This is a genomic window from Rhodococcus sp. IEGM 1241, from assembly GCF_033142365.1.
Taxonomy (GTDB): Bacteria; Actinomycetota; Actinomycetes; order Mycobacteriales; family Mycobacteriaceae; genus Rhodococcus_F; species Rhodococcus_F erythropolis.
The window spans coordinates 425511-437224 of the sequence record NZ_JAWLSE010000005.1 but is presented as its reverse complement, the minus strand read 5'-3'; the positions used below and the strand labels follow the sequence as shown (position 1 = coordinate 437224).

Below are 11714 nucleotides of genomic sequence, written 5' to 3'. Positions count from 1 at the left end.
TACGTCGGTTATGCAGGTTCCGTGGGATCTGTCGGCTTGGTCGGGCTGGTTGGGAACGTCGGCTCGGTGCGAGTGGTCGGCACAGTTGGGACAGTTGGGACGGTCGGCTCTGTCGGCTCCGTCGGCCCGGTGGGCTTGGCGGTCGTCGTTCCACCCGAACCTGACGAGCTACCGGTTGATCCGGAACCTGTGGAACTTCCAGACGATCCCGAACTCCCGGAACTACCCGAACTTCCCGACGATCCCGAACTTCCCGACGATCCGGGGTTGCCCGGCTCGTTTCCGCCCGGCTGGTTCCCTCCTGGAGTATTACCACCGGGCTGATTCCCGCCTGGTTGCTCGCCTCCTGGTTGATTCGGATTCTGCTGGCCTCGAGTAGGAGCTCCGGAGAGGTTCGGCGTGTCACCGGCCGCGAAGGCCGGTGCCGCACCACCGAGGCTGATCGACGTCACGACCGGAACAGTTACCGCCGAGGCCGCTAGAACTGTCTTGACGAACTTGCGTCGATCAACCGGAACATTCTGAAAAGCGTCGCCGCCCATAGCGTTTCTCCCATGCGTCCGAGACGAGGTCGTCCTCACTCGATGTCGGGCAAAACGCTAGCATCCTTCCGGCAACTTTACAGACTGAACGCGCCGATATTTGACGGGTATGCGAATTTGAGTCCGGACTGCGCCGACTGTTCGGACAGAAGTACGGCGATCTCCTCCTGTTCAGGGGACTCGTTTGTCCCGGTCGACAACCGTCAACCAACCGGCATCTCCCACGGCGCCACCGGAAGAGTATTTCCGGTCTCGAGGTAGGACTTCAGATTCGACAGCACCGCCGACCATCCGCCCGCTACCTCCATGCGAGCCGATTCGTCCGCTAAATCGGTGTGCTTGACGGTCAATCGCACGATCGCGCCGAAGGCTTCGATGTCGAAACTCACCCGCGAGATATCGACGCCCGGTTCACCGTTCGGATCAGCCCAGGTGGTGACCAACCTCGACGGTGGGCTGCTTTCGACTACGGTGCCGACTACATCCGCGATGTTCGAACCGTCGATCCGGCGGTGCTCCCACGTCGATCCCGGCTGCCAGTCGGAGACGTTGCTGTGTCCCCAATACTCTGCAGTGGCCCCCGCGTCCGTGAGTGCTTTCCAGACGTTCTCGGCCGTACTGGCGATGTAGGTGACATATACAAAACTGGGCTTGTCGGTCATGGCTTCCTCCGCGAGTTTTTTGACGGCACTGAGCGCATGCAGGCGCGGTACCTCGAACTTGTTGATCCATCGCTCTCGAATCTCCTCGAGCGCAACGGGATTGAGATAGTGAAGTTTCGTTCTCCCCTGCCGTACCGTGCTGATCAGATTTGCATCCTCGAGCGCCGTGAGGTGTTGCGTGACAGCTTGGCGACTCATCTCGAGGCTCTCGCACAGCTCACCGAGCGACTGCCCGTTGGCTACGAACAGGCGGTCCAGCAGAAGTCTTCGCGTGGGATCGGCAAGTGCTTTGAAGGCTGCATTCATCCGGTCGTTCACAACTTCACGATATGCAAGCATTTGCTTGCATGTCAATGGTTGGGCGTGCCGGGTTTCGGAAGTGGGGACAAATAGGGTGTGATGTCTTCAGGCAGATGTGATCTGAATCCCGGATCGCACCGTAAGAGAGGTTGGGCACATGGACTGGGCAGCAATTGGAGTGGGTGTCGGGTATGCCTCGGTGGCTCTGTCGATCCTGGTTTTCGTCGGCGGGTGCATCGCACTGTTCATTTTGTCGGTCCGCCAGTAGCTGACACCTCGACAAAGTGGTGAACACCCCCGGCGCGACGATCACACGCGTCTCGGGGTGATCGCCGCCGGAGGCTGCTTGATCGATTCGGACACACCGGCGCGCGTCGGACTGCTCGCAGAGAAGCTCGGCCGCGGTGGGACTACCGTAGGACTGTCGCCTAGAACTCGAGGAGTACGGAATGAGCATCCAGTCGGTTGAACCGCACCGCCACCGCGTAGTGGTGATCGGTTCCGGCTTCGGAGGATTGTTCGGCACTCAGGCTCTCAAAAAAGCCGATGCCGACATCACGATGATCGCGCGTACAACCCACCATCTGTTTCAGCCGCTCCTCTATCAGGTTGCGACCGGCATCCTCTCGGTCGGTGACATCGCTCCCGCCACGAGACTGGTGCTGCGCAAGCAGAAGAACGCCCAGGTGTTGCTCGGTGAGGTCGAGACCATTGATCTCGAGAATCAGACCGTGACCTCGCGTCTGCTCGAACGCGTCACGGTTACGCCGTTCGACAGTCTGATCGTGGCAGCAGGTGCCGGTCAGTCGTACTTCGGCAACGATCAGTTCGCGGAGTTCGCCCCCGGAATGAAAACGATCGACGACGCCCTCGAACTGCGCGGACGAATCCTCGGGGCCTTCGAACAGGCCGAACTGTCGGACGATCCCGCCGAGCGCGCGCGCTTGCTCACCTTCGTCGTGGTCGGCGCCGGCCCCACCGGGGTGGAATTGGCCGGGCAGATCGCCGAGCTTTCCCGTCGAACGCTGGACGGCGCCTTCCGCAAGATCGATCCTCGTGAAGCGCGCGTCGTGCTCCTCGACGGCGCCCCTGCCGTGTTGCCCGTGTACGGCGGGAAGCTCAGCCGCAAGGCTGCCGAGACGCTCGAGAAGCTCGGCGTCGAGATCCAGCTCGACGCAATGGTCACCGACGTCGACAACGACGGTCTGATCATCAAGGAAAAGGACGGCACTCTTCGCCGCATCGAGTCGCAGTGCAAGGTCTGGTCCGCCGGCGTGCAGGCCAGCCCCCTCGGCAAGCAGCTTGCAGAGCAAAGCGGCGGAGAAACCGACCGCGCCGGCCGAGTGATGGTCAATCCTGACCTGTCGCTTCCCGGACACCCCAACGTCTTTGTCATCGGCGACATGATGTCGCTCGACAAGCTTCCCGGACTGGCTCAGGTCGCCATGCAGGGCGGCAAGTACGCGGCCAAGCAGATCAAAGCGTCACTGGATGGAAAGTCCCCGTCGGAACGAGTTCCGTTCAAGTACTTCGACAAGGGCAGTATGGCGACGATCTCGCGCTTCAGCGCGGTAGCCAAGGTGGGCAAGCTCGAGATCAGCGGCTTCATCGGGTGGGTTGCCTGGTTGGCAATTCACCTCCTGTACCTCGTCGGATTCCGTTCACGCGCCTCGACGCTCTTGTCGTGGGCAGTGACGTTCTTCGGGCGTGGCCGTGCTCAGATGGCGTCCACCGAGCAGCAGGTCTTCGCGCGAAACGCGATGGGCGAGTTGGAGAAGAAGAACAAGGAAGCGACGGAGTCCGGCAGCACTTCGAATGGCGACGCCAAGAAGGCTGCCGGCAAGCAGCAGAAGGCCGCCGGCTGATCGATCAGTACCTGGGCGAATAACGCAGGGCGGCTGTGGAGTTCAACTCCACAGCCGCCCTTCGTTATTTGATCGACTGCCGCGTGGTCAGTTTCCGATCTTCGCCACCTCGGTGATGTTCGCGAGGCGAACCTGTCCCTTGGAAACGAGTCGGCCGTCCTCGTCGGTGATGCGAACTTCCCAGAGTTGCTGGGTGCGTCCGCGATGAATCGGGGTGGCTTCAGCGGTGAGAGTGCCCTCCCGCGTTGCGCGCAGGAAGTCGGTGTTGTTGTTGACTCCGACTACGTGTCCTCGCTCGCCCAGCCACACGGTGCCGCCGACGCTGGCGAGAGACTCCACCACCGAGCAGTACACACCCCCGTGTTGTATCCCGGCGGGCTGGTGCAGCGTGGGCTTGACCGTCCATTGCGCCCTCACGCGGTCTGGGCTCAGTTCGGTGTATTCCAGGCCGATGGTGGCGTCGAAGCCCGTCCCGAGCCGTTTCATCATCTCTGCGGTCTCAGCAGTGTCGACCATGCCATCTCCATCTGTGATTCTCTGGCGCCGGTGTGGCTGCCACTCCCTACCTGATTACACGAGAGGTAACTCGAGCTTGGAATCAGGTCTGGAAAAAGAACCGGCGGGTTTCCCATCATTCGATGGGAAACCCGCCGTGGGAAGGACCGGGAGTCTCTGCAGCCCTCAGGACTCCGGCGCGGTCCGGCAGTTTCGTCACTCTCGCGTCGTGTAGCTCTCTGCGAGGTCTTCCACAATCATAGGCAAGGCTGACCTAATTTAGCAAGCCCTTCGTCGAACTGGTTCCAACGAGGGCGTAGCGAGACCTTGCGGCGCGCACGAACCGGCAGCCCGGCGGCCACAAAGGCGTCCAGCAGTCCCTGCCCTCGACGCTGAGCGGCCGATTCGCCCTCACCGGCCAAGATGGGGACGTAGGCCGCTGCACCCAGGATCGACTCCCCTACCAGGCCCCAGAATCTGAACTGGTCGACGGGCGCACACCTGGCGACGGCGTCATAGATCGCTCGGAGTGAAGTCAGGCAACGGTGCGCGGTCCAGACAAGGAGCGCTTCTTCACATGGCATGTCGACGACACCGTCACTGCCGGACTCCCGTCCGTTGGGCGCAACGCGCAGCGTTTCGTCGACCACGCCGGCCCAGTCGATCCCGCCGTCGCTGTCCATGTGGATGAACAGGTTCTCGAGCCCCGGGTCCCATGCGGACCCCTCGGAGACGATCGACGCGGCCACCCTCCCGACCACGGCATGAATAAGTGACGTTGCAACCTGGATCGCCGCAGCTTCGGCGCTGTCGAGATCTTGAAGTGAACGGGCGAACATCTGATGCACCCGATCCCCGCACAGGCCCTCGCTCAGTTGCCACCAACGCCGTTTACCTTCGCCCGCCATGGCGGCAACCGCGTAGACGCGCGGATAGTCAGGGTTGAGTGCTCGTAGGCGAACGCTGGTGCGGCTCAATGCGTTCGACCGGAGTTCGAATTCACGAACATCCGCATGCTGGGTGGTCAAGGTGATGGTCACCGTGCACTCCAATCGGCCGAAGTTGTCTTGTGGTTCTTAATGTAGGTTAGCCTCACCATAATTCAAGAGTAAAGAACTGTGACGCTGGGCACCGCATATTCACAGGAACGTCCCCCGCAGGAAGCGCACCCGCATAGGGTTCCGTAACCTAAGATGCGAATTCCCTGCGCACCAAGACCAGGAGCTCGAACCGCCAGTGACGATGATCAAATCTCTCGGGAACGGACATCCCCGAGGACCCAGCGAGACGTACGGACGGCGCATCGTGCCGCGCGGCCCCGCTCCTGTCCGAATGCGTGTCCTGGCTGGACTTTTCGACGCGGCGGTGTTCCTACTTCCGTTGATCGTCGGCTGGTACATCGTCCAGTCGCTCCGTGACGACAACGGTGGCGGCGAGGCCGATCGAGCAGTCTTCGGCGGGACAGCAATAGCCATCGCCGTCGGTCTCCTTGTGTGGAACCTCGGATTCCGTGAGGGGGCAACCGGTCGGACCTCGGGGAAGGGATGGGTTGGCCTGGTCACGCGTGACGCGACCACCAAACAGCCCATCGGTGTCCGCCGGGCTCTGCGCAGACCGTTCGACCGAAGCGGCATCGAGGTGGTCCGAGAAAGCACGGCCCGCGACGAGGGCTTCGAAGAACTCGCACGCGACAACAGCGTCGGTGCAACTCGCCGGCGCCGCCTGATCGGACTCGCGGTCCTCACCGTGCTGCTCGCGCTTGTGATGCTCGCGAGTATCGCAGTGGGTGCTCGTCCACTGACGTTCGCCGAGATCTTCCACGCGCTCTTCAATTCGGACGGAACTCAAACGGACATCATCGTGCGGACGTTGCGCGCCCCACGAACGATTTTGGGTCTTGTTGTCGGAATTGCACTCGGTATCGCCGGTGCCTTGATTCAGGGACACACGCGCAACCCGTTGGCGGATGCCGGTCTACTCGGCCTCAACGCAGGCGCGGCGTTCTTCGTGGTCATGGCGATCTACCTCTTCGGCTTTACGGCACCGAGTCAATACCTCTGGTTCGCGTTCGCAGGATCCTTCGTCGCCAGCATCGTCGTTTTCGGCTTGTCTTCCATCGGAAACGGCGGCGCAAGTCCTCTGAGTCTGGCTCTAGCGGGCGCGGCCGTCGCATTCTTCCTGCAAGCCATGACCAACGCCGTGATAATCCTCGACCAGACGAGCCTGGACGCCTACCGTTTCTGGGTTGTCGGGTCGGTGTCCGGTCGCGGGTTCGATGTCCTCTGGCAGGTCCTGCCGTTCCTGATACTCGGATTGGTCATCGCCTTGGCAAGTACGCCGGGGCTCAACGTCCTCAGCCTGGGTGAAGACGTCGCAAAAGCACTGGGAACTAACATCGCGTTCAGTCGCACACTCGGCATCGTCGCGATCACCCTGCTGACCGGCGCCGCCACCGCGGCATGTGGTCCGATCGCGTTCATCGGTTTGGTGGTCCCTCACGTGGCCCGGGCCATCACCGGACCCGACTACCGCTGGCTGGTCCCGTACGCGGGCTTACTCGGCGCGGTCATGTTGATCACCGCGGACATCATCGGCCGCGTGGTCGTGCGCCCTGGTGAGTTGCAGGTCGGCATCATCTTGGCCCTGTTCGGCGCTCCGTTCTTCATCGCTCTCGTACGCCGCAGGAAGTTGGCAAGTCTGTGACGCTCAAGCAGGAACTCCGGGTACTCCCCCGGACCGTCCCCTCACGTAAGTCGATCCGCCTCGGTGGATTCTCGCTCGTCTACCGCCCACTCGCGGTGTCGGTGAGCATTGCCCTCGCAGTTGCGCTGTTCCTTCTGCTTTGCATCAACATCGGGCGAGGCGACTATCCGATCTCGATCCCCGATGTCATTTCGGTCCTGCTCGGCAATGGCAGCAAGACACAGAACCTGATCGTCTTCGACCTTCGACTTCCTCGGTCGCTCACCGCGCTCTTCATCGGTATGGCACTCGGCATTGCCGGTGCGGTCACCCAGACGATTGCGCGCAATGCCCTCGCCAGCCCCGACATCCTCGGAATCACGGCTGGATCGAGTGCCGCCGCAGTGGCACTCATCGTACTCGGCGGGGGTGGCTCGTTCGTGGGACTGCTTGCCACACTGGGGATTCCGTTGGCTGCACTCTGCGGCGGCCTACTGACAGCAGTGGTGATCTACGCCTTGGCGTGGCGCAAGGGCGTCGAGGGGTTCCGCCTCATCCTGATCGGTATCGGCATCAACGCCATGCTGGTGGCAGCGACGGGATGGCTCCTCATCTCGGCGGACATCAACGACGCTTCTCGCGCACAGGTCTGGCTCAACGGTTCACTCAACGGTGCCACCTGGAATCAGATGTGGCCGGTCGCAATCGCCGTCGCAGTAGTCGGCGGCTACGCGGTGATCGCATCGTTCACCATGGGAGCGCTGCGGTTGGGCGACGACAACGCAACCTCACTCGGTGTTCGCTTGCAATCATCACAGGCCAAGTTGTTGCTTTCCGCCGTGGCACTGGCCGCCATCGCGACCGCAGCAGCAGGTCCGGTCGGCTTTGTCGCCCTGGCTGCGCCACAGGTCGCCATGCGTCTGGTGCGCTCCGCCGGCCCGCCCATCGTGGCTTCCGCGCTGACCGGTGCTGTACTGGTGGTAGGCAGCGACGTCATCGCTCGAACAATTCTGCCTGTGGAACTCCCCGTCGGAATCGTGACTTCCGCACTGGGCGGCCCGTTCCTGCTCTACCTGTTGGTTCGTAACAATCGGAAGGTCACAGCATGACCACCATCGCCCAGTCCACCGATGCTCCTTCGCGTCTCGTCGCGCAGAATCTGACGCTCGGGTACGGGGATCGCATCATCGTCGACGGACTCGATCTCGAGATCCCCACCGGCGTGATCACGACGGTCATCGGACCCAACGGTTGCGGCAAGTCGACGCTCTTGCGCGCGCTCGGTCGTCTGCTCAAGCCAAAGGGTGGATCGGTCATCCTCGACGGCAAGGCGATCAGTTCGATGAAGACCAAGGAAGTCGCGCGGGTGCTCGGAATGCTCCCCCAGACTCCGGTTGCGCCGGAAGGGCTCACCGTCGCCGATTTGGTCTCACGTGGGCGCCACCCGCACCAGTCGTGGATCAGGCAGTGGTCCGCGGACGACGAGGGCGAGGTCGCCGAAGCGCTCGAGCTGACCGGTGTCTCGGATCTCGCCGATCGGCCCGTCGATCAATTGTCCGGCGGTCAGCGTCAGCGAGCCTGGATCTCGATGGCTCTCGCCCAGGGAACCGACATCCTGCTTCTCGACGAACCGACTACCTATCTGGACCTCGCGCACTCGATGGAAGTCCTCGACCTGGTGGATCAACTCCACGAGGAAATGGGGCGCACCGTGGTGATGGTTCTGCACGACCTCAATCTCGCGGTCAGATACAGCGATCATCTGATCGTGATGCGCGACGGCGCCGTCGTCGCTTCTGGTGTCCCCAAGGACATCATTTCCGCGGAACTTCTGCTCGAGGTGTTCGGTCTCGAAGCCGCGGTCATCGACGATCCCGTCTCGGATCGGCCGCTGATCGTTCCGATCGGAACCCGGCACGTGTTCGGCGCCGTCGGCGGGCCGGCAAAGCCTGCGTGACGATCGCGAATCAGCGACCCAGAATCGTCCGAACGAGTTTGAATCCCTGACCGATCGTCACGGTCGGCAGGTATGCCCGTCCGACCGCGTTGCCGATGCTCGGCAACGCGGCTGGATCGGCGAATGTCATGTGCATCGGCACGTACCGCGGCTGGAACTTCGATTTGAAGGCCAGCAGCGATCGAAATCCGTACACCGGTTCAAGGGTGCGACCGAGTAGGTCGAGCACGCTGTCCATCATCGCCGAGAAAGTCGTGGCCTCCGGTTCGTTCGCATTCCTCTCGGAGTCACCGGCGATTGTTGCCAGCGGTGCACCGGACAGACTGAGGAACTCGACGCCCTCCTCCTCCAATTTCAGTGCAGCGGAAGCGATGAGGAACTCCATCGCGGGACGGAACCCTTCGGAGCGTCGCCTCATGAAGTCGAGTGTCCACCCGACGACTCTGCCGTCGCGGTACACCGGTAGCCACGACGTGACACCGTGCACGGTGCGATCCTCGTCGACCGCGATCAGGCATCGCACTTGTTCGTCGTCGACCTCGTCGAGTCCGCCGAGGGTGAATCCCATCTCGGGCATCCCCTTGTCCGCTACCCACTCCTCCGAGATCGCGACCATCTGATCCTTGATCGCGAGAGGTGCATGAGGGAAGGAAAGCCACTCGGCGGTGATACCGGACTTCTTCGCCCGGTTCAGTGCTGTGCGCACGTCCTGGAACCGCTTTCCTGTGAACGCGACTTGTCCCAGGTCGAGCACGGTTTCCTCGGCGACCTGTAGACCGCTCCAGCCCATCGAATCGGTGATGGTTCGGGCGTCGTCGGTCACGGAATAGAAGCAGGGAATCCAACCGTTCGACGACGCGAACTCGGCGAACCCCTCGATCGCCGCGCGCATGCGATCTGGAGGACCGACCGGATCACCTGTGGTGAGAGCAACGCCGGCGATGACGCGATACGCGACGTAACTCGAACCGTCCGCGCTGAACCAGTAAGTGTTCCCCTTCCACGTCGTCATCCACGACAACGGGCTGCCGGTACCGGCGATCAACATGGATCGCGCTCGTTCGGCGGCTTTGGGATCGGCGGTCTTGACCGGCTTGAGGAAACTCACGAATACCAACACGGCGGCAACGCCCCAGAACACGACGCCGGTCCACTCGAAGAGCAACGTCGACTCGATGTCCACGGGAAGCAGGCGCGGGTCGATCAACTGCAGGTACACCGGCGGTACAAGGCGCTGTGGGAAGTCCGCGAGCAGCAACGTGACCGTGGGCTCGCGGTCGAACCCGTGCCTGGCGAGCATTCCGCCGCCGACGTAGATCACGGCGAGGACCGCGAGCAAGGTCACGATCGCAGCACCGAGACGTCGATACGTCTTGGCCGGGGCCGCGACGTCGAAGTATCGACGTGTGGCGATCAGCAGGATCAGCACGAAGAGCGGTGTCAGGAACGGCACCAGCGTTCGATACACGTTCGGATCGCTGATTCCGTAGAACAAGCTGTCACTGTCGACTGCGTCGACGAACCTGATGACGAAGTTCCCGATCGAGAGGACGAGTAAGACGACCTGAGCACAGACAGTCGCAATCCAGGCGAATCTGCGGCCACGACGGAGCCCATCGCTCAACACCAGCACAAAAATCGACGGCATCAACGAGAGCAGAGTCGGCCCGATCCCCGAGAGTCTCAGCTCGAGGAGGCCGCGTCGGCAGTCCGGATCCGACGCGGATTCGGCGCACAGCTCACGTACTTCTGCGACGGTCCAGGGAACACCACGGAAGAGATCGCGGAGTACGGCGAGTGGGCCAACCGCCTGTGGGGACAGCGCGGCGATCATCGGGCCGATCGCACTTGCCGCGACGACGATGGCGACCAGGACACGGCCCTCTCGCTGTGTCCCGGCGATGCGTTCACCGCGAGCCGATCGTCCGACGATCCACTGTCCGATCACCAAACCCACCACAGCGGCAAAAAATCGGATGACATCTTGCAGCTGACCACTGAACAAGGCCAAGGTGATGGTCAAAGCCAGGGTTCCGACGCGGATGCGGCGACGCCACAATGTCCCCATGTTCGAGCTGGCGGCCATCGCGGCGCCGACAATCCACGCGCTCGCGCCGACAGCGGAGCCGACATGGAGGCGGAACCCCCAATTGGAGTCGAACACTTTCACGAAGGATGCCCAGCCGAGCCCGAGCAGAACTCCCAAGATTTGAGTGCTTGCGCCGGCGATCGCCAGCTTGATCGTTCCCATCCGCCGTTCGAGGGGTGCAGCGACCGCAATCAGGAGCACGCTCGCGCCGATGTACCCGAGCAGGTTTCCTGCCCACAGCGCGGAGCTCAGTGGAATCCAGACATGTCCGTGCTGGATCGAGCCCATTCCCGCACCGATCGTGTGCTCGAGATCGCGGGACGGTCCGTGAACGATGCTGCCGGTTACGGCGCCCAGTATCCACATGGTGAGAAGTAGGACGACCGTCAAGGGTGCGTCGCGAATGCCGAAACGGATGATGCCGGCAGCTTTCTGCGTGACTACCCGCGCCCGTGATGTCGATTCTTCGGTGCCCGGCGAACTGTCGATCGTCATCTACGTGCGGCTACTTTCTGCGGATCGACTGTTGGCTTGCAATTATCGGGCATCGTCATTGTCGGGACTTTGGTCGTCTCACACCACCGTAACCGTCACGCAGATCACTATGGCCAATACCACACCCCCACCGAGGCGGTTACTACTACCAGTAGTACGTATTTCGTCGTGGAAGTCCGTAGAATCGAAGAATGGCAGGTCTAGGTGAACTCGAACGCGCGGTGATGGATCATTTGTGGTCCACATCGGAACCGCAAACTGTGCGACAGGTGCATGAAGCACTCGCGACACATCGCGAATTGGCGTACACGACGGTAATGACCGTTCTGCAGCGCCTGGCGAAGAAGCATCTGGTGATTCAGCAGCGTGACGATCGCGCCCATCGCTATCTTCCCGTCAACAAGCGCGAAGAACTGGTCGCGAGCCTGATGGTCGACGCTCTGGCCCAGGCTCCGGAGTCCGGCGGTCGCGCTGCGGCACTCGTCCACTTCGTGGGACAGGTCAATGCTGACGAAGCCGATGCTCTCCGCGAAGCGCTCGCTGCCCTCGAGGTGCGCGAGTCCGCGAAAAAGGCTGCGCAGCCCGGAATTTCTAGGCCGAACTGATTTCGTCGTGCATGATGTGTAG

10 protein-coding genes are annotated in these 11714 nt (G+C 62.1%); 6 read left to right on the top strand and 4 right to left on the bottom strand.

Going from position 1 to position 11714, the window contains the following annotated elements:
* Window positions 1-21 precede the first annotated feature (21 nt).
* Complete coding sequence (locus R4P70_RS23340; RefSeq protein WP_029255360.1) at window positions 22-324, top strand: hypothetical protein; 303 nt, start codon at window positions 22-24, stop codon at window positions 322-324.
* Window positions 325-745: 421 nt separating this feature from the next.
* Here the strand turns inward: R4P70_RS23340 and R4P70_RS23335 are convergent, their stop codons facing one another.
* Window positions 746-1543, bottom strand: a complete 798-nt coding sequence (locus R4P70_RS23335; RefSeq protein WP_021333468.1) for an ArsR/SmtB family transcription factor — start codon at window positions 1541-1543, stop codon at window positions 746-748.
* Window positions 1544-1953: 410 nt separating this feature from the next.
* Between R4P70_RS23335 and R4P70_RS23330 the strand changes: the two genes are divergently transcribed.
* Window positions 1954-3369, top strand: coding sequence for an NAD(P)/FAD-dependent oxidoreductase (locus R4P70_RS23330; protein ID WP_317832003.1), 1416 nt, complete (start codon window positions 1954-1956; stop codon window positions 3367-3369).
* 87 nt (window positions 3370-3456) lie between these two features.
* Here the strand turns inward: R4P70_RS23330 and R4P70_RS23325 are convergent, their stop codons facing one another.
* On the bottom strand, window positions 3457-3885 hold the full coding sequence (locus tag R4P70_RS23325; RefSeq protein ID WP_317832001.1) for a PaaI family thioesterase: 429 nt from the start codon (window positions 3883-3885) through the stop codon (window positions 3457-3459).
* 236 nt (window positions 3886-4121) lie between these two features.
* Complete coding sequence (locus tag R4P70_RS23320) at window positions 4122-4904, bottom strand: hypothetical protein (protein WP_020907762.1); 783 nt, start codon at window positions 4902-4904, stop codon at window positions 4122-4124.
* Window positions 4905-5106: 202 nt separating this feature from the next.
* Here R4P70_RS23320 and R4P70_RS23315 point away from each other — a divergent pair, with 202 nt between their 5' ends.
* Genes R4P70_RS23315 through R4P70_RS23305 form a run of 3 tightly spaced genes read left to right on the top strand, consistent with a single transcriptional unit; the run spans window position 5107 to window position 8503 of the window.
* The gene (locus R4P70_RS23315; protein ID WP_019748453.1) at window positions 5107-6567 is read left to right on the top strand and encodes a FecCD family ABC transporter permease; all 1461 of its coding nucleotides are present in this window, start codon (window positions 5107-5109) and stop codon (window positions 6565-6567) included.
* Window positions 6564-7655, top strand: a complete 1092-nt coding sequence (locus R4P70_RS23310; RefSeq protein ID WP_019748452.1) for a FecCD family ABC transporter permease — start codon at window positions 6564-6566, stop codon at window positions 7653-7655. The genes R4P70_RS23315 and R4P70_RS23310 overlap by 4 nt, the downstream gene beginning before the upstream one ends.
* Window positions 7652-8503, top strand: a complete 852-nt coding sequence (locus R4P70_RS23305) for an ABC transporter ATP-binding protein (protein WP_020907760.1) — start codon at window positions 7652-7654, stop codon at window positions 8501-8503. Before R4P70_RS23310 ends, R4P70_RS23305 begins: the two co-directional genes overlap by 4 nt.
* A gap of 10 nt (window positions 8504-8513) precedes the next feature.
* Here R4P70_RS23305 and R4P70_RS23300 read toward each other — a convergent pair whose 3' ends face one another.
* A complete protein-coding gene (locus tag R4P70_RS23300) occupies window positions 8514-11087 on the bottom strand; it encodes a bifunctional lysylphosphatidylglycerol flippase/synthetase MprF (protein WP_256064519.1) in 2574 nt (857 codons plus the stop codon).
* Between the two features lie 191 nt (window positions 11088-11278).
* On the opposite strand from R4P70_RS23300, the gene R4P70_RS23295 reads away from it, so the two are divergent.
* Entirely contained in the window at window positions 11279-11692 is a 414-nt protein-coding gene (locus tag R4P70_RS23295) for a BlaI/MecI/CopY family transcriptional regulator (protein WP_003944876.1), read from the top strand.
* Window positions 11693-11714: the final 22 nt, after the last annotated feature.